The sequence below is a fragment of the Halonatronomonas betaini genome (assembly GCF_015666175.1).
GTDB lineage: Bacteria > Bacillota > Halanaerobiia > Halanaerobiales > Halarsenatibacteraceae > Halonatronomonas > Halonatronomonas betaini.
The window spans coordinates 168,695-189,298 of record NZ_JADPIE010000006.1 but is presented as its reverse complement, the minus strand read 5'-3'; the positions used below and the strand labels follow the sequence as shown (position 1 = coordinate 189,298).

Sequence of the window (20,604 nt, the reverse complement as noted above, 5' to 3'; positions counted from 1 at the left end):
TCTTAATTATCATAAATAGTTAGTTTATTTTAAAGATAGTTGTTAAAATAAAAAGGAATTGAGCAATCTTTGTAGAAATTTAATTAGTAGTGAGTAGGTTAAGTTTGTTAGATGTAGGATGTAGGTGGAACTGTTGAGTTTGAAAAGTCGAAAATAATTAAGTTTATTTAGAATAATAAGGAGTGATTATTTTGAGAGAGATTTGGAATATATTATCATTAGGTGGTCCGACAGCATTACCATTATTAATTGCATCAATTTTTAGTCTGGCTGTTATTATTGAAAAGACATTATTTTTTGCCAGGTATAAAGGGAGTAATACCAGACTCATTAAAAAAGTTGAGATGTTACTTGAAGAAGGCGATACAATGGCAGCATTAAACCAGTTAAAGGGCAAGAGAGGTCCAGCTGTAAAAATGTTATCAACTGCTGTTAAACATAATTCAGAGGATCCAGAGAGAATTAGAGAGTTATTACAAATTGTTGGAGAAAATGAGATTAAGAAGATGGAAAGGCATCTACCTATTCTGGATGTAGTTGCAATGGTTTCTCCATTATTAGGACTATTAGGGACAGTTTTAGGTATTATTAGCAGTTTTAATATCTTAGGTGCCACAGCTGGAGTTGGCAATCCTGCTCAGGTTAGTGGCGGAATTGCAGCAGCATTAATTAGTACAGCTATTGGATTAATTATTGCTATACCAACTGCTATATTTTATTCTTACTTTTCTAATATAGTCGAAAGAAAAGCCCATAAATTAAATCAGAGTATGGTTGAAATAATGGATATTATTAATAATAATGATAGCAATAGCAGATATAGAACCAGGAGGGAAAGAAATGTTCAAACCTACTCTAAGTAAAAAGAGTTCTATAAATATTCTTCCTCTGATAGATGTTATATTCTTTCTATTAGTGTTCTTTATGTTATTCACATCATTTAGAACTACACCAGAAGGTTTAGAAATGCAATTGCCAACTGCTCAGACTGTAACTGAACAGTCTCAGGAAAATATTGTTGTTGATATAAGCGAAGATGGACAATTCTATTTAGAAGGAGAACAATTATCTGTTGAAAATTTAACAGCAAGAATTGCTGATTTATATGAGGAAAATCCTAATCGAGTTACTATTATAAATGCAGATCAGGATACGAGATATCAGCATGTAATTACTGTTATGGATAGTTTAAGGTCGGCAGGGTTTTATGATTTAGCCCTTGCTGCAGAAAGAGACTCTTAACATCCGGTCTTTAAATAAAACTTGTAATCCGGAGTGGATAGTATGAATTTTAATGATAATAACAAAGATAGATTATATATATTCATAACAATTTCTTTAATTGCACATTTGCTAATATTTTATTTGGTTCCATGGGGTGGTTTAAGTGGAAGCCTGGCAAGTGATGGTTCAGATCAGAGAGATTTTGATTTTATTCAGGTTGTAGATTTTCAACCAATGCCTGATGAACCTGAAGCAGTGGAAGAACCAGACCCTGATCCAGATCCTGAGCCAGATCCGGAACCAGAGCCAGACCCTGCTCCTGAAGTTGAGGAGGATGAACCTGATATAGAGCAGGAGGATGAGCCTGAAGAAGAAGTAGAACCGGAACCGGAGCCAGAGCCAGAACCGGATCCAGATCCAGATCCTGAGCCTGAACCTGAACCAGATCCAGAACCAGATCCAGATCCAGAACCTGAAGAGGAACCTGAGTCAGAAGAAGAAGTTGTAACAGCAGATGAATCTGAATTAGAAATCGAAGAAAGTTTAGAAGAGCCTGAAGAAGACTCTGAGCCAGAACCAGAACCGGAATCAGAACCTGAGGAAGATTCTGAGACAGAACCGGAGCCAGAGCCTGAAGAACAGGTGGCCGAAGAGTCTGATGAGGCTACAGAAGAGGAACAGGAGCCTGCTGATTCCTCTGAAACTCAAGCTGAAGAGTCTCCGCCAGCACCAGGTGAGTTAATACAACAATCTCCATTACCTGTTTATCCAAAAGATCTGGTTGGAGGATCTGAAACTGGGAGAGTTTTGGTTGAAGCAAATGTTTCTGAAGATGGTGAAGTACAATCAGTATCTGTTATAGAAAGCTCAGGCATTGACAGCATGGATAGAAATGCCCAATCAACAGTTGAAAGAGGTTGGTCATTTAGATCTTATAATAGGTCATATATAATGGAAATTGAAGTTATATTTGATGTTGATGAAAGAGATAATCCAGTTATAGATGTAGATTTATTAGATTTAAGATTTGAATAACTTTTTGGAAAGAGGTGCCTCTGTTGATGAAAGATAAAACAACTCTTTTAGTTAAGGTGCTCTCTATGCTATTATTGGTTCTTTTGTTAGGTAGTCCAGTAATAGCTGAAACTGAGACTGATCTTGTTGAAAGAGAAGATGAGCATGGAAATCTACGATTAGAAAATGAATATATTGCAATTGTTGTTAATCAATCTGAAAATGCTATGGGTAGATTTGCTGTAGAAACTACTGGTGGCGATCCTGCCCGTGATGATGATGAAAATAAACCGATGATATATGGTAGGCCTCAACCATGGCCTTCTTTTACTACAGTTAAAATTGATGGAGATAATTATGTTTTTGGTGGAGAGACTGAAAGAAGGGCTGGCCAGGGAGAAAATTATGGTGAATTAATTGAACCCCCTCAGGTTGTTGGTGATTCGATAATAACTGTATTTGAGCTCGGTGGTTTAGAGGTTGAACAGACTTTAATGTTTGAAAGGAGTTCAACAACTGGTCTTTATGATACAGCCAGAATTGAATATAATATGACAAATATTACTGAGGATTCCAAGTCTGTTGGTCTGAGAATAATGCTTGATACTATGTTAGGAGAAAATGATGGTGCTCCTTTTAGAATCAGGGATCAAGCAATTACAACAGATACAATGTTTGAAGGAGATGATTTGCCAAGTTTTTATCAGTCATTTGACAGTTTAACAGATCCACAGGTAACTTCCCAGGGTACTTTTATAGGTGAATCTGTTGATACACCGGATAGAGTTTATATGTCTAATTGGGGTAGTTTAGCTGATGGAGCCTGGGATTTCAACTTTAATCCTGGAGAGGAGTTTGTTAGAGAAGGTGAATTTGAGATAGATAGTGCGATAGCCATGTATTGGGATCCTGTTGAGATTGAACCTGGAGAAACTTTAACATACTCAACAAATTATGGTTTAGCAGGAATATCAATGGTTCCAGGTCTACTTTCTTTAGGTGTAACTTCTCCTTCAGAATTTGCTTTTTCTGAAAGAAACCCAGAATTTCCTGTTGTGGCTTATATAGAAAATACTGCAGAAATAACCGCTGAAAATGTTGTGGCTAGATTGAATCTGCCAGATCAACTAACCTCTGATGAGATAGAAAGAGATTTAGGAGATCTGGAAGAAGATGAAGTTACTCAGGTTAGCTGGAATGTTAGAGCTACAACTGATAATTTACCTGATACCCTAAACTTTGAGGTAGAAGTTGATGCTGATAATACTGATTCAAATGTTGCAGCAAGAGAATTAAATGTTATAGCACCTGCTGAGTTAGAAGCTAATTTATTTTCAGTAGAGGAAATGGTATTAAGAGAAGGGGATTTATATCCGATACCTTATACCATTAGGGCAGAGGTTGAAAATGTTGGTGGAGCAACATTCTATGGTTTTGAAAGCGAAATGATACTTCCACCTGGACTTGATTTTGCCAGATATGAAAAAGCAAATAAAAATGCTGGCATGATTAGACCAGGAGAAAAACTGACAATTGACTGGAAAGTTGTTCCATTAGATGTTGAAGGTACCTTTCCTTTTGCTGTTCAGATTAGAGGGCAGGATGGATACTCAAGAACTCTAAGAGAAAGGGTCAATATTCCTGCAACTTCTCCGACTATCTATTTACTTGCTGATAGATCATCAGAAGAAGTTGATTATTTAACTCTTAAAGTTAAGGGAAGTTATCTAGATGATATTGAAGATATTGAGTTTAAGTTGAGGTACGATGATGAAAAACTTACTCCTATCTATAATACCAGAGGTACAGCATTTGTTAGAGATGGAAGATTAATGGCCTGGGCTGGTCCTGAGGAGATTACTTCAGAGCATTTCTCCTTTAATGAAGAGCTTCCAGCTGATATCAATTCTGGAGGTTTAGCCAAGATTCTTTTTAAATTAGAAGATAAAGAGTTATCTTATGATCAGCTAGGTTTAGAGATATTCGATCTAGTAGCTTTGAGTGGAGATGGCGAAGAAATAGATTTAAGAATTGAACAAATTCAATTAGAGGAGGAAAAATAGCAGTGAAAAAGGCTATAATTACATTTGGTATAATTTTAACTGTTTTTGCTTTTGCAACTAATGTCGGTGCTGTTGATATTGAGGATGTGCCTGAAGATCACTGGGCATATGAGAATGTAAAGGTGCTTGTTGAAAGAGGGTATATTTCATTATATGATGATGATACATTTGCTGGTTCTAATAGGGTTTCCAGGTATGAATTGGCTGAAGTTATAGCTAATTTATTAGAAGATATTCATGTCGGTGATACTGAAGTTGGAGAAGAAGATATTGATATTTTAAGACAGCTATCCTTAGAGTTTAGAGATGAATTAGTAGATGTTGCAGCTGATATGGATCTTTTCTCTGAGAGAGTTGATGAGTTAGAAGAAGAGGTTTTAATTCAGGGAGAGGAACTGGCTGGATTTTATGAGACCTTAGATGATGTTGAAAGAGAAGTTGCTCAAATGATAGATGAAATAGCTAGCTTAAGGGCGATTGAAGATGAAGTTGAAAATCTAGAAGCTAGAATTGATGATTTAGATGAAAGATATATAGATTTAGAAGAAACAGCAGTGGCAGAAGTTCCTGAGGATATTGAAGATTTCCAAATGGACATTACTAACAGGTTGGACACACTTGATAACAGATTGACAAGTTTAGAGGAAGATCAGGCTGAAAGTCAGGAACAAATTCGAGCATTAGAAAGACAGAGTAGTAATTATTTGCTATATATTGGAGCTGTTGGTCTAATAAGTTTATTAACTCTTACTATGTAGAATAAGGGAGGGATGCAGGTGGCGAAAACAAAAATAAAATATACTAGCTACCTGCTGATTGTTATTCTATTTATTACTCTGGTTTCTGGCTCTAATTTTCATTTAAGTAGATCAGTTAAGGCAGATGGTTTAGCTAGTAATGACCTGATTAAAGGAGCAGGGGTTGCAGTTACACTGATTGTTTTAAGTCAATTGTTTTTAGGTTCTAGAGATCAACAAAGGGAAACTAGAGAGGTTGAACGGGACTTTCAGACAGATGAAAGTGATCTTAATATATTTGAAGATGAAACTGATAAACAGGATATGACCGTTGATGTAACTGAAGAAGAGATAGAAATGTTAACCAGGATTATTAGTGGTGAAGCCAGGGGAGAACCACTGGAGGGCCAGATAGCAGTTGGAGCTGTTGTTTTAAATAGAGTGTTGAGTGATGATTTTCCAGATACTATAGAGGAAGTTATATTTGCAGAGGGGCAGTTTATTGCCATTGATGACGGTTATTATGATATGCAACCTTCTGAGAAATCATACAGAGCAGCCATTAAAGCCCTGGAAGGTGAAGATCCTAGCAATGGAGCTTATTACTTTTATAATCCTGTAACAGCTAGAACTTTATGGTGGTTAAGTACCAGGGAAACAACTGCTGAAATTGGTAATCATGTCTTTGCAAAATAAATTATATAAGGGAACCCCATCTTTAAAGATGGGGTTTAATTGTTTTAATTTGATTTAAGATTTAGATTAGAAGCTTATTATTCTTGCTATCTGGGATATTTTTTCTGATAAATTAATAGGCCACTCTTCAGTACGATTAACAGGAAGTTTTGCAAATCTTGAAAGGTTTTTAGTTTCTAAAATATCACTGTTTTCTTCAATATCCTGGATATATATTTGGCTGTTTTCTGGACAGATAATTGCCGTTAGAACATTATAGTTTTTATGCATGATCTGATTGCCTTTGCCATATCTCTTTTGAGGTTTGATATATTCCAGACCTACTTTAGCTATCCTTTTATCTTCTCCAAAGATTAAAAGTTCGGTCTGATCTTTTATTATATCGGCAAAAATTATATCCTGATTCTCTTTAAATTTAATGGCGTTATAACCCTTGGTATTTCTTCCAGTAGTTGAGATCTCACTGCCATTAAATCTAATAAACTTACCAGTATTTATTCCAATTAAAATATCATTTGTCAAACTACCTGAAAATACTTCTTTAACTGAATCATTTTCTTCTAAGTTGATTGCTTTAATTTTTGAGACATTGCTAATATATTCGTTTCCTTTAGTCGCTTTTATTTTGCCCTTTGAAGTAACAATAATTAGATTGCCTTCTTTGATTTTATCATTTAGTGGTAATATTTTAACTAGATTTTCATTTGGTGGTAAGCTAAAATAATTTTCTAAAGGATCTCCAGTAGATAAACCGTGATGTTCAGGGATATCATGAACAGGTAGTCTATAAACCTGGCCATCTTCTGTGAAAAATAGGAGATCATCAAAGCTTTTTAAAGCAAAAATCTCTGTTATAAAATCATTTTTTGCAGTTCTGATATTTTCTTTATCCAGAGATTTTTTAATGAGCCCATTAGCTGAAAGAGATATGAAATATTCTTTTTCTTTTATTAAATCTTCCTTTTCAATAGTAGCTTTATTTTCATCTTTAATTATCCGGGTTCTTCTCTGATCACTGTGGGTAGCCTTGATTTTATTTAGCTCATCAATGATTAGATTATCTAATTTCTGAGTATTATTTAATATTTCTTTATAATTTTCTATCTGTTTTTTAATTGAATCGTGATCATCTTTAAGTTCCTGCTGTTGCATTCTGACCAGTCGCTGTAGTTGCATTTCCATAATTGCATTTGCCTGTTTTTCAGTTATCTCTAATTCCTCTGATAGCCTATCAATAGCTTCAGATTTTGATTTTGAACCTCTGATTATATAAATTACTTTATCTAAAAAGTCTAAAGCTATAATAATTCCTTCCATAATTTTAAGTTTGTCTTTATCTCTTTCTAATAAATTCTGGATTCTTGTTTTAACTGTCTTGCGTCTGAATTTAATGAAATGGACTAAGATGTCCTTTAGATTCATAACTATTGGCTTATTTTCATAAAGTGCAAGCATATTAACTCGGATATTGGTCATTAAAGAAGTATATTTAAATAGTCTATTTTTTATGATACTGTAATCTGAGCCAGTCTTAATATTTAATACAATTCTAATACCATGCTGATCAGATTCATCTCTGATATCTGTTATATTTCTTAAATTTTCCTTTTCAATCTGATCTGTAATTTCACTGATTAATTTTGTTTTATTTATCTGGTATGGGATTTCAGTGATAATCAATTTATTTGATTCCCTGATTATCTTACCTCTAACTTTTAGGCTGCTATTGCCATTCTCATAGGCTTCTTTTATATTATTTAGACCGATGATCTGGCCACCAGTTGGAAAGTCTGGACCTGGTATGTATTCCATTAAATCTTTAATATTTAGTTCTTTATTTTTGATTAGAGCAATTGTTGCCTCAATAACTTCCCCTAAATTATGAGGTGGGATATCGGTGCTCATTCCAACTGCAATCCCGCTGGATCCATTTACAAGAAGCTGTGGAAAGGCGGCAGGCAAAACTTTAGGTTCCTGCAATGTATTATCAAAGTTGTCTTTATATTCAACTGTATCGAATTTTAAGTCCTTTAATAATTCCTGACTTAAAGAACTGAGCCTTGCCTCAGTATAACGCATGGCTGCAGCACTATCGCCATCAATAGAGCCGTAATTGCCATGGCCGTCTATTAATGGATATCTCTGGTTAAAATCCTGGGCCATTCTTACCATGGCATTATATAATGCATTATCTCCATGGGGATGGAATTTACCTAAAACCTCACCGATGATTCTGGCTGATTTCTTATGGGGCTTATCCGAGGTAAGACCTAATTCATAGGCACCGTATAATAAGCGTCTGTGTACCGGTTTAAGGCCATCTCTAACGTCTGGCAATGCTCTACCTACTATAACGCTTAAAGAGTAATTTAAGTAGGATTCTTTCATTTTTTCTTCTATGGAAATTGGTATTATTTCATCTGTCATATTATAAACTCCTTTATATTATATACTTTTTATCTACAGATTTTATTATATACTAATTTATAGGCTTTTTGCAAGATTGGTCAAACTAATGTATTTTTGTTATAATATAGTTTGTAAAGAATTAAGAAAGGAACGGTGGATATATGTCAGGACAATCGCCAAATTATACAGCAAAAAATATAGAGGTTTTAGAAGGTCTTGATGCAGTTCGAAAAAGACCAGGTATGTATATTGGAAGTACAGGAACAAAGGGCTTGCATCATTTAGTCTGGGAAGTTGTTGATAATAGCATTGATGAGTTTCTGGCTGGATATGGGGATACAATTAATGTTTATATAAATAAAGACGGTAGTATTACAGTTGAAGATGAGGGGCGGGGGATTCCTGTTGATAAACATCATTCCAATGGGTTACCGGCTCTAGAGATAATTATGACAACCCTCCATGCAGGTGGAAAGTTTAATAATCAAAGTTATTCATTTTCTGGTGGCCTCCATGGTGTTGGAGTTTCAGTGGTTAATGCTCTCTCTGAATGGCTTGAAATTAGGACCTGCTGGCAGGGCAATGAATATCTGCAGCGGTATAAAAAGGGCAAGAAGGATTCAACTATTAATAAACTTGGCCCCTGTGAAAAAAGCGGGACAGAAATTACTTTTATGCCTGATTCCAGTATTTTTACAGCAACAAATTATAATTTTGATACACTGGCCAGTCGTTTACAGGAATCTGCTTTTTTAAATAAAGGGCTTTCACTTTCTTTAAAGGATAAGCGTAATAATGATAATAAGAAAGTAGTATATTCTTATGATGGAGGAATTGAAGAATTTATTAATCACTTAAATCAGCATCACAGCTGTCTGCATGATGAAGTGGTTTATTTTGAGCATCAGAATAAGAATTATCAGTTTGAGATTGCTTTTCAGTATAACCAGAATTTTAATGAAAGAATTTATAGTTATGCCAATAATATAAAAACCGATGAAGGCGGTTATCATGTAACTGGTTTTAAAACGGCATTGACCAGGGCGATTAATGTTTTTGCAGAGAAAAATAATATTTTAAATAAAAATGATCCGTCTTTAACCGGGAGCGATTTACGAGAAGGTCTGACTGCTATTGTTAGTGTCAGGCTTCCTGAGCCTCAGTTTGAAGGGCAGACTAAAAATAAATTAGGTAATAGCAGTATTAAGAGCAAGATTGATTCTGTCTATTATGACTATTTAACTAGATTTTTAAATCATAATCCTGAGATCGGTAAAGCAATTGTAAATAAAGCCCTGGCGGCAATCAGGGCAAGACAGGCTTCTAAAAAGGCAAGGGAATTAAGTCGAAAGAAAAACTCCATGGTTAGAAAGAATTTACCGGTAAAACTTGCTGATTGCTCAAGCAGAAAGCCTGAGAATAGCGAACTATTTTTAGTTGAGGGAGACTCTGCTGGTGGTTCGGCAAAGCAGGGAAGGAACCGGGATTTCCAGGCTATCCTGCCATTAAAGGGTAAAATATTGAATGTAGAAAGGGCAAGGATTGATAAGGTTTTAAATAATGATGAGATTATTTCAATTATCTCGGCTTTAGGTACAGGGATTGGTGAAGACTTTAATCTTGATAAGCTCAGGTATCATAAGATCATTATTATGACTGATGCAGATGTTGATGGTGCCCATATCGGCACCCTGATCCTGACATTATTTTATCGGTATATGGAGGATATTATTAAAAAAGGCCATATTTATCTGGCAAAACCGCCATTATACAGGGTTAAGATCGGGAGTAAAGAAAAATATCTCTATAGTGAAAAGGAATTGGCAGAATTTAAGAGTAATTATACCAATAAAAACTTTTCCTTGCAGCAATATAAGGGCTTAGGAGAGATGAACCCTGATCAGTTATGGAAAACAACGATGAATCCTGATAACCGGAAATTAATGAAGGTTGAGATTGAAGATACTTTAAAGGCAGATGATATTTTTACTCGCTTAATGGGCAAGGATACATCTTTAAGAAAGGAATTTATCTTTAATAATGCTGAAGAGGTCGGGGATTTAGATATTTAATTGAGTCTTGTTAGTAGAATTATTTCGTGATATAATTTTTTGTATTAGTATTAAAATAAAAGAGGTGGAATTATGTCAAGTGATGAAAAAAGAATTTTAACTGGAGATAGGCCAACAGGAAAGCTGCATTTAGGCCATTATGTTGGTAGTTTGCAAAATAGAATTGATTTGCAGGATGAGTATGATACCTTTATTATTATAGCAGATGTCCAGGCTCTAACAACTAATTTTGATAATCCATCTAAAATTAGAAAAGATGTTAAACAGGTTGCATTAGATTATCTGGCAGCAGGTATTGACCCTGATAAAGCTACAATTTTTGTTCAGTCTTTAGTGCCTGAGATTGCTGAACTTACAATTTTTTATTCGATGTTAGTTACAATGAACCAATTGGAAAGAAACCCGACTATAAAAGCTGAAGCTGATCAATATGATTATAAGGATATGACCTATGGTTTTATCGGTTATCCAGTCAGTCAGGCTGCAGATATAACTTTTTGCAGGGCTAATTTAGTTCCAGTTGGGGAAGATCAACTGCCCCATATTGAGCAGACCAGGAAGATTGTCAGGAAGTTTAATAATTTATATGGTGAAGTATTTCCAGTACCTGAGCCTAAGATCAGTGATTTCCCAAGGTTGATGGGACTTGATGGTAAAGCTAAGATGAGTAAGAGTTTAAATAATGCTATTTTCTTAGCCGATTCAGAGGAAGAGGTTAAATCAAAGGTGATGACAGCTGTTACTGATCCAGGAAGAATTAGAGCTACAGACCCTGGGAACCCTGATATCTGTACAGTTTTTCACTATCATGATGCCTTTAATACAGAGGAAGTAGATGAGGTGGAGACTAATTGTAGACAGGGGACAATTGGCTGTGTTGATTGTAAAGGTAAACTTGCTAAAAAAATTAATAAATTCTTAGATCCGATGCGGGAAAGAAGAGAAAAATATTTAGATAAACCAGAGTTAATTAGAGAAATTTTGTTATCTGGTACAGAAAAAGCAAAATCTGAAGGTGAAGAAACGATGAAAAAGGTAAGAGAAGTGATGAAAATTGATTATTTTAAGGGAAAGAGTATTTAATGGATTATAGAAAAATAGGTCTAATTTTTGGAGGTAAGTCTGCAGAACATGATGTATCTATTATGTCTGCAAGGTCGGTTTATAAAGAACTGTTAAATACTGAGTTTGAAGTTATACCAATTTTAATAAATAAAGAGGGCTTCTGGATTGACCTGGAAACTTCTAAAAAGGTTATTGAAGGTGAGATTGATCATACTAAAACTGTTAGTTCTAAATTTCAGACTGTTTTTGCCAGTTTAGTTAATAACTTTCCTAAAGATATTGATTTAGTTTTTCCGCTAATGCATGGACCCTTTGGTGAGGATGGAAAAATCCAGGGATTTTTCGATGTTCTTGATATCCCTTATGTCGGAGCTGGAACAGCTGCTTCAGCAGTATCTATGGATAAGATTTATTCTAAAAATATTATTAATAAGTATAATTTGCCTCAAACTGAATACATAACTATTTCAGAAAAGGACTGGGCAAAATCTGATGATGAACAGGTTTTAAAGCTTAAGAGAAAGATAACTGAGAAAATTTCATATCCATTATTTGTTAAGCCTGCTAATTTAGGTTCCAGTATAGGTATCAGTCGGGTGACCAGTGAAGATGAAGTTGGCCTGGCTATTGACCTTGCTCTAAAATATGATAATAGAATTTTAATAGAGGCTGCCGTTGAAGGAAGGGAAATTGAATGTTCAGTGCTTGAAACGGCTGAAGGTTGTATATCTTCATTGCCTGGTGAGATTATCCCTGCCAATGATTTTTATGATTATGATGCTAAATACTTTTCTGATAATACTGTCTTAATGACCCCGGCTGATTTAGATGATAAAGTAGTAGAAGAGGTTCGTTATTTAGCTGAAAAAACTTTTCAGTTGCTAAACTGTAGTGGCCTGGCAAGAATTGATTTCTTCCTGGATCATGAAAATAATATTTTAATTAATGAAATTAATACAATGCCAGGATTCACACCTAAAAGTATGTATGCCAGGATGTGGGAGTCAAGTGGTTTAGATTATTCGGATCTATTACAGAAACTTATTGAAATATCATGATTAATTATTATAGCTTAATTGGGGGGATCCTCAATTAAGCTATAATTTTATGTTTTAGGAGTTTTATAATTATTTTTGACAAATAATATAATACAATTAACCAGGAGAAGGGCAATTAATAAGCCAGTTGTGTTTTAGGACTGGGTTGGTACTGGGTTGGTACTGGGTTGGTACTGGGTTGATACTGGGTTAGTACTGGGTGAATATAGGATCAAACCTATATCAGATCTTTACTGGTTTATATGATATTTAATTCTTAATAACTTTGAAATTGAAGGTATTTTACATCTCACAGCATAACAGAAAAGAGGATTAAGTTGATAATGAGTAGTTCTTTTTAACTATTCCCCTTGAAAAAGGGGAATTTTTTTGTAAAAAACCCCAAAATAAAAAAGGAGTTTTTGGCTCGAAGAAGAATAAGTTAGTATGAGAGTGGTATATTGTGGGTCAAAGTGGTAGATATGGGGGTGAAATAGGTATGTTTATGGGAGAGTTTGTACATAATATGGATAAAAAGGGCCGGGTAACGATGCCGGCTAAGTTTAGAGAAAATCTTGATGGAGATTTTGTTATAACCCGTGGACTGGATAATTGCCTATTTCTATACCCGATTAAAGAATGGAAAATCTTAGAGAGTAAGCTGAAAGAGTTGCCTATAACTAGCAAGAATGCTAGAAGTTTTACTAGATTCTTCTTTTCCGGTGCTGATCAATCAAATCTTGATAAACAGGGTAGAATTAGTCTACCTCAGAATTTAAGAGATTATGCAGATTTAAATAAGGAGATAGTTATAATTGGTTTAGCAAATAGAATTGAATTATGGTCTAAAGAAAAATGGGATGAATTCATGGTAGAGGCAGAGGAATCTCATGAAGATATTGCTGCTACAATGGAGGACCTTGGTATATAAAATTATTATATTGTGAAGTAGGTGGAATAATTATGTCAGAACATAATCCAGTTTTATTAGAAAAGACAATAAAATATTTAAATATAAAGTCTGGTGGTATTTATTTTGATGGAACGCTGGGTCGTGGCGGTCATTCAGAGGCTATTGTAGATAAATTAATAGCCGGTGATGGCTTATTAATTGGAACGGATAAAGATCTTAAGGCTATTGACTACTGTAAAAATTTACTGCCTGATGATAAAGTTAAACTTTTCCATGATAGTTTTACAGCTATCAAAGAAATATTATCTAAATTAGAAATTTCAGGGCTTGATGGATTGATTTTAGATCTAGGTGTCTCTTCGCCTCAACTGGATGAAGCTGAGAGAGGATTTAGTTATAGCAAAGAGGCAGAATTGGATATGAGAATGGATAAAACCCAGAGTTTAACTGCATATAAAATTGTAAATAATTATTCTGTCGATAAGTTAAATGATATTATTTATAAATATGGAGAAGAGAGATGGGCCAGTAGAATTGCAGAATTTATTGTCAGGGAAAGAAAGAAAAAGCCAATAAAGACAACCCAGGATTTAGTAGATGTTATTAAAATGGCTATTCCAGCTTCTGCAAGGAATTCAGGGGGGCATCCAGCCAGAAGAACATTTCAGGCTATTAGAATTGAAACTAACCAGGAATTAAAGGAATTAGAGAAGATATTAGAGCTAATCCCTTCGATTTTAAATAAAGGGGGAAGAGCCTGTATTATATCCTTTCATTCATTAGAAGATAGACTTGTTAAACATAGTTTTAGAGATGCTGCTAAAGAATGTATCTGTCCACCTGAAATTCCTGTCTGTAGATGTGAAAAGGAGAAGACTTTGAAAGTTATAACCAGGAGTCCAATCACAGCAGATGATAAGGAGATTGAGGAGAATAGAAGGGCACGGTCTGCTAAGTTAAGGGTGGCTGAAAGAATTTAGTTTTAATTTTAGAAGGGGGGTCTTGATTAATGTCAAACCAATTGAGTGGTGCAGGAACTAATTATTCCAGGAAAAAGGATTATTCAAGTAGTAAGCAGAAAAAGAAAGCAGGGGTTACAATATTAATTATATTTATAATACTTATTTTACCTATTACATTAATTATAAGTCAGTCTCTCAGATTAGTTCATCTTAACTATCAGTTAGAGCTTTTAGAAAATAATTTGTCTGAATTGCAGTCTGAGAATAGAGAAATGATTCTGGATTTATCCAGTAAAACTTCATTAAATAGGATTGAAAGGGTTGCTACTGAAGAACTAGGCATGGTTGAGGCGGAAAGTGTAACCAGGCTTGCATTAAGAGAAAGGCCTGCCGATTCCGAAGTGCGTTATGCTAGTAATGATCAGGAAGATTGGATATCGTCATTTTGGAGAGGAATCCAAAATGTTAGGGCTGCTACTTTAGAATAGGTGGTTTATAATGGCGGATAAATATCATGTAATAATAAAAGAGAGAATAAAATTGTTATTTATATTTCTATTAGTATTATTAATAATTTTAGCTGGCAGGCTTGTCTGGATTCAGGTCTTGCAGAGTGATTATTATGGTTCTATGGCTTTAAATCAAAGGGTTAGGGATTTAAGTTTAGATACTAATAGAGGCAATATATATGATCTTAATGGAAGAGAATTTGCTGTTAATACTAAAAGAAAAACAGTTATTGCTTTTCCTGATCAAATTGATGACCCCGCAAATGTAGCATCGCTATTAGCGGGGATTTTGTCTATTGATGAGACTAATATAAAAAGCAGAATAGAAAGAGATGCGTTTCTTGTTTATTTAGAAAGAAAGGTTTCAGAAGATACATATAAAGAGATTGAAGAGATGAATATACCGGGAATTTCATATGTCCATGAAGATAAAAGGTTATACCCCCAGGATAACCTGGCTGGACAGATAGTTGGATTTGCCGGCATTGATAATTTTGGCCTTGAAGGCATTGAATTATCATATAATAATGATTTAGAAGGTGTTCCAGGGAGAACACTTCAGGAACAGGATGCTGTAGGTAGATCTATACCTGACGGGATTATGGATTATATTCCTCCTCAGGAGGGCAACGATATATTTTTAACTATTGATGAGATAAGTCAATTTTATGCCGAGCGAGAATTAGAGAGGGCGATGGATAAACACGAAATTTCTGGTGGCTCAATTGTTGTTATGAGGCCTGAAGATGGTTCAATACTTGCCCTGGCCAATAAACCAGATTTTAATCCTAATAATTTTAATGAATATACCCAAAATAACTGGAGGAATAAAGCAGTCCAGGATAGTTTTGAGCCTGGTTCAATTTTTAAAATCTTTACAGCAGCTCTTGCTTTTGAATATGGCTATTATGATATGAATGATTATTTTAGTGATCCTGGACATATAAATGTTGGTAGAGAAAGGATTCATAGCTGGCGGCGAGGTGGTCATGGCTGGCAGGATTTTAGAGATATTTTTGCTAACTCCAGTAATCCTGGCTTTGTAAAGGTCGGCTTGAGCATGGAACCAGATGAATATCTGACTGGATTAAGGTCATTTAACTTTGGGAATAAGACTGGAATTCAATTTCCAGGTGAGGCTTCAGGGATTTTAGTCCCTGGCCAGTATACCGATATTGAACAGGCTACCATGTCTTTTGGTCATGGTTTAACTGCAACTCCGATTCAACTTGCAACTGCTGTTTCTGCGATTGCCAATGGTGGTTATTTATATGAGCCAAGAATTGTTGATAGGATTTATAATAAAGAGCAGTCCAAGGAAGAAATTATTGAACCTAATAAAATCAGGCAGGTTATTTCTGAAGATACTGCAGAAAAAGTTAAAGATTTAATGATAAATGCTGTTGCTACAGGTACAGGCAGTACTGCAGGTATCGATGGATATTTAGTTGGAGGAAAAACTGGTACTTCAAGACATTATGGAGAAGAAGATAGATATGATACCTCTTTTGTTGGACTGCTTCCAGGAGATAACCCAGAATTATTAATATATATAGTTCTTTATGATTTAGAGGATGATAATTATTATGCCAGTGAAAATGTAGTGCCAGTTTTTAATTCTTTAGCTGAAAACCTGGTAAGGCATCTGGATATATCACCAGCCAGTCAGCCTTTTCCAGATATAAATATCCCAGAAAATAATATTAATATAGATGATTATAAAAATACTGAGCCCGGGCATACTGAAGAAGTATTGAGAAATAAAGACTTAAATGTTAAACTGATAGGAGAAGGAGAAAAAATTCTAGCTCAAACTCCATTGCCAGGGACTACAGTTAATGAAAAATCAACAGTTAGATTATATTTAGATGAAGAATCTTTTGAATCTAAAAAGGTTGTAGTTCCTGATCTAGAGGGGTTATCAGCCTTTGAGGCTGAACAGAGGGCCTGGAGGTTTGGTTTTAAAACTAATGGTATGATTTCAGGTTCTGTGAATAATCAGGATCCTTCTCCAGGGGATAGAGTTGATATTTTTTCTTCGATTAATATCGAATAGATCTGTTTAAGATTGGAGGAATTTAATTGCAGGCTCTAGATTTATATAATAAATTTGATTTTTTAATTGAAAAGCATGGTAATATAGATCGACAGGTTACTGATATTGTTCATGACTCCAGAAAAGCTGGCAGGAATAAAATATTTTTAGCCAGAAAAGGTTTTAATACTGATGGTCATAAATATATAGATGATGCTTATGAAAATGGTTCACGGGTATTTATATTAAAAGAATATCCAGCTGAAATGAGAGAAGATGCTTTATATTTTAAAACTGAAAAACCAGCAGATGTTTTAGGCCTGGTTTCAGCAGAAATATTTGGGCATCCAGATGGAAAAATGGATTTAATTGGGATTACCGGGACTAACGGTAAAACCACTACCACTTATATGATCAAATCATTTCTGGAGCATTTAGGGGTTAAGACAGGATTATTAGGAACTATTGAAATATTTGATGGAGATAAGACAGTTGATGCTCAAAGAACAACTCCTGAGGCTAATGATATTTTCAGGAACCTGGCCAGGATGTATGATAATGGATGTGAAAAAGTTGTAATGGAGGTCTCCTCACATGCTTTATCATTAGGCAGGATTCAAGGTCTTTCTTTCTCGGCAGTTGCCTTTACTAATATAAGTAGAGATCATTTAGATTTCCATGATGATTTCAATGATTATTTGAATTCCAAGCTGAGATTATTGGATTATCTTAAACCTGAAGGTAAAGTATATTATAATAATGATGATAGCAGATTAAAAGCTGCTTTAGAAGATTTAGATGATTATAATATATTTACTTATTCGATTAAAAATGATTCAGATTTTAAAGCTGAGTCAATTAATTTATATCAGGATAAAATTGATTTTATCTTGAATAATAAAGAGTTTCATCTTGAAATGTCTGGAAAGTTTAATGTCTATAACTGTCTGGCTGCTTCTGCGATTTTACTGGAATCTGGAATAGATATTGATAAAATAATTGAAGCTGTTAATAATTTCAGGGGCGTGCCTGGCAGATTTGAATATGTAAGCAATGAAACAGATATTGTTGTTTTAGTTGATTATGCCCATACACCAGCCGGGATTAAAAATGTATTGAATTCAATAAACGAATTTAAAGAGAGAAATGTTATCGCAGTTTTTGGTTGTGGCGGTGATAGAGATAAGGATAAAAGACCTGAAATGGGGATAATAGGTTATGAATTAGCTGATAAGATAATTTTAACTTCCGATAATCCTCGATCTGAAGATCCTGCTGAAATAATTAAAGATATCGAGGCAGGGATTAATAATAAGTATCCTGAAGCTAAATATGATATGATTATAGATAGAGGGAAAGCTATAAAAAAGGCGATACTGGAAGCAGAAACAGATGATATAATCATTATTTTTGGCAAAGGCCATGAAACCTATCAGGAATTTGCAGATCGAGTTATTGATTTTGATGATAGGGAAGTTGCTTCTCAGGCATTAAAACAGAGGGGTGAAGGGAAATAATGCTCTCACTTAAATTAAAAGAGATTGTTGAGGCTGTTGATGGTAAGATTCTTCAGGGCAATCCAGATCAAATAGTTAATAATATGACAATTGATAGCAGAAGGGTTAAACCAGGTGATCTATTTTTTGCAATAATTGGAGAAAATAATGATGGCCATAACTTTATTCCAGAGGCTGTTGATAATGGTGCCAGGGTTGTTATAACTTCCAGATCTATAAAGCCTTATTCAGGATTGGCGATAATTCTAGTCAGGGATACAACCCAGGCTTTACAGGACTTAGCTTCATTTGTGAGAAAAAAGATTGAAAATTTGAAAGTGATTGGTATTACAGGAAGTGCCGGCAAGACAACCACTAAAGATATTATAGCCAGTATTCTAGGTGAAGAAAAAAGGGTTTTAAAAAGTAAAGGTAATTATAATAATGAATATGGCTTACCTTTATCCTTACTTGAACTGGATGGTAATGAAGATATTGCTATTCTGGAAATGGCCATGAGGAATAGAGGTGATATTTCCAGACTAGCAGAAATTGCCAGTCCAGATGTTGGAGTTATTACAAATATAGGTCCTGCTCATCTGGAGAACCTTAAAACAATTGAAAATATTGCCAGTGCAAAAGCAGAATTATTAGCTGGTTTAAATTCAGATGGAATAGCTGTCTTGAATTATGATGATGAATATATTAGAGAAATGGTAAATAGTTATGGTGATTTAGAAAAAATAACTGTAAGTTTAAAAAATAAAGATGTAGATTATTATGCCGATCAGATTGAATATATTAAAAATGGTGAGGAATCAAGATTTAGAGTTCATGAAGGGGATAATAATTATATACTTGAAATGGACCGTGCAGGGGAACATAATATTTATAATGCTTTAGCAGCTATTGCTGTGGCAAGGGCTATGGGGATTAGCTGGGATTCTATTAAAAATGGTATAAAGGATATTGAAGTTACTGAATTAAGGCAGGAAATCAGAAAGATTGATGGGATAAGAATCATTAATGATTCTTATAATGCTAATCCTTTATCAATGAAAGCCGGGATTGATTCTTTACTAAATATTGAGGGCAAAAGGAAAATAGCAGTTTTAGGCGCTATGCTCGAGCTAGGTAGAATTGAGAATGCTGCCCATAAAGAAATTGGTAAATACCTCTATAAAAATGGAATAGATGTATTAATTGGCGTTGGAAGTATGGGAGAAATTATTGCTGAAGGAGCTGTTGAGGCTGGAATGGCAGAACAGAATATTTATGTTTATGATAATAATGAAGATGCTGCTTCTTTTATCAATAAGATAATGCGTTCTGGTGATGCTATTCTTGTAAAGGGCTCCAGGGCTCTGGAAATGGAAGAGATTGTAGATCTACTACTGGAGTATGGTGGCTAAATGAATCAGATTATTATATTTATTAGTCCATTTTTATTCACAGTTTTATTGATGCCGATTTTTATAGATAAGCTTAAAAGCTTTAGTTTTGGTCAGCAGATAAGAAAGGAAGGTCCTGAAAGCCATTATTCAAAAGAAGGAATACCTACTATGGGTGGGGCTTTAATCCTGGCGATAGTTTTAATATCAATATTTATATTTCTGGATCTGTCAATAGAGATAGTACTTGTATTATTAGTAATTATAACCAGTGGACTTTTAGGTTTTATTGATGATATTTTAAATATAAAAGGAGCTGAATCTTTAGGTTTAACTGCTAAAACTAAATTTTTGATTCAATTAATCATAGGTTTAATAATTGGAGTATTACTATTTTATTATAATATTACAGATTTATATATACCATTTACAGCAAATAGTCTTAATTTAGGTTATCTGGTCATACCATTTTCATTGTTATTAATTCCTGCTACAAGTAATGCAGTTAATTTAAGCGATGGCCTGGATGGGCTTGCAGGTAGTTTATTTACTATATCCTGTCTGGCATTTATTCCTATTTTATATATTTTAGGATTTAATCAAATAATTTTACTTTTAGTTATTACTATATCGAGTTGTCTTGGGTTTTTATGGTATAATGCTAATCCTGCTCAAATTTTTATGGGGGATACAGGTTCACTATTTTTAGGGAGTTTTTTGGCAATAATAGCCTTATTGACAGGGACATCTCTATACCTCTTATTTTTGGGAGGTATCTTTGTTATTGTCACTCTGTCTGTAATCCTACAGGTTAGTTATTTTAAGATATCTGGAGGCAAAAGAATTTTTAAGATGGCTCCAATTCATCATCATTTTGAATTATCAGGATGGCCTGAAGTAAAGGTGACAATGAGGTTTATTATTTTACAGATTTTATTTTCTGGAGTTGGCATAATAGCTTCTTTACCATTAATTTAGAAA

General features: G+C 34.4%; 17 protein-coding genes. 16 read left to right on the top strand and 1 reads right to left on the bottom strand.

What is annotated here, in order from left to right:
* Positions 1-182 precede the first annotated feature (182 nt).
* The 6 genes from I0Q91_RS11295 to I0Q91_RS11270 are packed head-to-tail and all read left to right on the top strand — an operon-like array spanning position 183 to position 5,734.
* Positions 183-863: a MotA/TolQ/ExbB proton channel family protein gene (locus tag I0Q91_RS11295; protein ID WP_270454653.1), complete on the top strand. Its 681-nt coding sequence runs from the start codon at positions 183-185 to the stop codon at positions 861-863.
* A complete protein-coding gene (locus I0Q91_RS11290; protein WP_270454652.1) occupies positions 841-1,242 on the top strand; it encodes an ExbD/TolR family protein in 402 nt (133 codons plus the stop codon). Before I0Q91_RS11295 ends, I0Q91_RS11290 begins: the two co-directional genes overlap by 23 nt.
* A gap of 42 nt (positions 1,243-1,284) precedes the next feature.
* Positions 1,285-2,259 (top strand): TonB family protein, encoded by a 975-nt coding sequence (locus I0Q91_RS11285; RefSeq protein ID WP_270454651.1) that lies wholly within the window; start codon positions 1,285-1,287, stop codon positions 2,257-2,259.
* A 26-nt stretch (positions 2,260-2,285) separates the two neighbouring features.
* On the top strand, positions 2,286-4,301 hold the full coding sequence (locus tag I0Q91_RS11280; RefSeq protein WP_270454650.1) for a hypothetical protein: 2,016 nt from the start codon (positions 2,286-2,288) through the stop codon (positions 4,299-4,301).
* Positions 4,302-4,303: 2 nt separating this feature from the next.
* Positions 4,304-5,059, top strand: a complete 756-nt coding sequence (locus tag I0Q91_RS11275; protein WP_270454649.1) for an S-layer homology domain-containing protein — start codon at positions 4,304-4,306, stop codon at positions 5,057-5,059.
* 18 nt (positions 5,060-5,077) lie between these two features.
* The gene (locus I0Q91_RS11270) at positions 5,078-5,734 is read left to right on the top strand and encodes a cell wall hydrolase (protein ID WP_270454648.1); all 657 of its coding nucleotides are present in this window, start codon (positions 5,078-5,080) and stop codon (positions 5,732-5,734) included.
* Between the two features lie 66 nt (positions 5,735-5,800).
* Here I0Q91_RS11270 and I0Q91_RS11265 read toward each other — a convergent pair whose 3' ends face one another.
* The gene (locus I0Q91_RS11265) at positions 5,801-8,161 is read right to left on the bottom strand and encodes a DNA gyrase/topoisomerase IV subunit A (protein WP_270454647.1); all 2,361 of its coding nucleotides are present in this window, start codon (positions 8,159-8,161) and stop codon (positions 5,801-5,803) included.
* A gap of 143 nt (positions 8,162-8,304) precedes the next feature.
* Between I0Q91_RS11265 and gyrB the strand changes: the two genes are divergently transcribed.
* The 10 genes from gyrB to mraY all read left to right on the top strand — a co-directional run bounded on the left by gyrB (position 8,305) and on the right by mraY (position 20,601).
* On the top strand, positions 8,305-10,215 hold the full coding sequence (gene gyrB / locus I0Q91_RS11260) for a DNA topoisomerase (ATP-hydrolyzing) subunit B (protein WP_270454646.1): 1,911 nt from the start codon (positions 8,305-8,307) through the stop codon (positions 10,213-10,215).
* Positions 10,216-10,287: 72 nt separating this feature from the next.
* A complete protein-coding gene (trpS, locus tag I0Q91_RS11255; protein WP_270454645.1) occupies positions 10,288-11,298 on the top strand; it encodes a tryptophan--tRNA ligase in 1,011 nt (336 codons plus the stop codon).
* Positions 11,298-12,338: a D-alanine--D-alanine ligase family protein gene (locus I0Q91_RS11250; protein WP_270454644.1), complete on the top strand. Its 1,041-nt coding sequence runs from the start codon at positions 11,298-11,300 to the stop codon at positions 12,336-12,338. Before trpS ends, I0Q91_RS11250 begins: the two co-directional genes overlap by 1 nt.
* A gap of 478 nt (positions 12,339-12,816) precedes the next feature.
* A complete protein-coding gene (gene mraZ / locus I0Q91_RS11245) occupies positions 12,817-13,248 on the top strand; it encodes a division/cell wall cluster transcriptional repressor MraZ (RefSeq protein ID WP_270454643.1) in 432 nt (143 codons plus the stop codon).
* Between the two features lie 29 nt (positions 13,249-13,277).
* Positions 13,278-14,210 carry a 16S rRNA (cytosine(1402)-N(4))-methyltransferase RsmH gene (rsmH, locus tag I0Q91_RS11240; RefSeq protein ID WP_270454695.1) on the top strand — a complete coding sequence of 311 codons (933 nt, stop codon included), beginning with the start codon at positions 13,278-13,280 and terminating at the stop codon, positions 14,208-14,210.
* A 29-nt stretch (positions 14,211-14,239) separates the two neighbouring features.
* The gene (locus I0Q91_RS11235; RefSeq protein WP_270454642.1) at positions 14,240-14,680 is read left to right on the top strand and encodes a cell division protein FtsL; all 441 of its coding nucleotides are present in this window, start codon (positions 14,240-14,242) and stop codon (positions 14,678-14,680) included.
* 10 nt (positions 14,681-14,690) lie between these two features.
* A complete protein-coding gene (locus I0Q91_RS11230) occupies positions 14,691-16,757 on the top strand; it encodes a penicillin-binding transpeptidase domain-containing protein (RefSeq protein ID WP_270454641.1) in 2,067 nt (688 codons plus the stop codon).
* Positions 16,758-16,783: 26 nt separating this feature from the next.
* Positions 16,784-18,253: a UDP-N-acetylmuramoyl-L-alanyl-D-glutamate--2,6-diaminopimelate ligase gene (locus I0Q91_RS11225; protein WP_270454640.1), complete on the top strand. Its 1,470-nt coding sequence runs from the start codon at positions 16,784-16,786 to the stop codon at positions 18,251-18,253.
* The gene (locus tag I0Q91_RS11220; protein ID WP_270454639.1) at positions 18,253-19,644 is read left to right on the top strand and encodes a UDP-N-acetylmuramoyl-tripeptide--D-alanyl-D-alanine ligase; all 1,392 of its coding nucleotides are present in this window, start codon (positions 18,253-18,255) and stop codon (positions 19,642-19,644) included. The genes I0Q91_RS11225 and I0Q91_RS11220 overlap by 1 nt, the downstream gene beginning before the upstream one ends.
* On the top strand, positions 19,645-20,601 hold the full coding sequence (mraY, locus tag I0Q91_RS11215) for a phospho-N-acetylmuramoyl-pentapeptide-transferase (protein ID WP_270454638.1): 957 nt from the start codon (positions 19,645-19,647) through the stop codon (positions 20,599-20,601). It abuts the gene before it with no gap.
* Positions 20,602-20,604 lie beyond the last annotated feature (3 nt).